Origin of the sequence: Psychrobacter sp. TB55-MNA-CIBAN-0194, from assembly GCF_040309505.1 — a bacterium.
Taxonomy (GTDB): domain Bacteria; phylum Pseudomonadota; class Gammaproteobacteria; order Pseudomonadales; family Moraxellaceae; genus Psychrobacter; species Psychrobacter fozii.
Genome location: NZ_JBEOOW010000498.1, coordinates 1 through 257, shown reverse-complemented (window position 1 = coordinate 257; position 257 = coordinate 1). Strand labels below are relative to the sequence as shown.

Annotated in this window: 1 protein-coding gene; it reads left to right on the top strand. The window is 43.6% G+C overall.

Going from position 1 to position 257, the window contains the following annotated elements:
- Positions 1 to 53 precede the first annotated feature (53 nt).
- Positions 54 to 257 (top strand): hypothetical protein (locus AAEY75_RS16035; protein WP_352260152.1); only part of this gene is annotated, 204 nt, incomplete at its 3' end.

Sequence of the window (257 nt, the reverse complement as noted above, 5' to 3'; positions counted from 1 at the left end):
CACTAGATCAATTTGTAAGATACATATAATAAGATACCTATAATAAGAGATCCATGAGCTATCTAAAATCCACAAACCATCTCACTACAGAGCCGTTATTTGAGCAAGTCTGTATCATAGGTCTAGGGCTGATCGGGTCTAGTCTTGCGCAAGCTATTAAAGATAATAGCCTAAGCAAACGCCTAGTCGCTGTCGATAAGCATCAGCCGAGCATCAGCGCCGCTCTTGATCAGGGTTTGCTCGATGCTGTCGGTAGC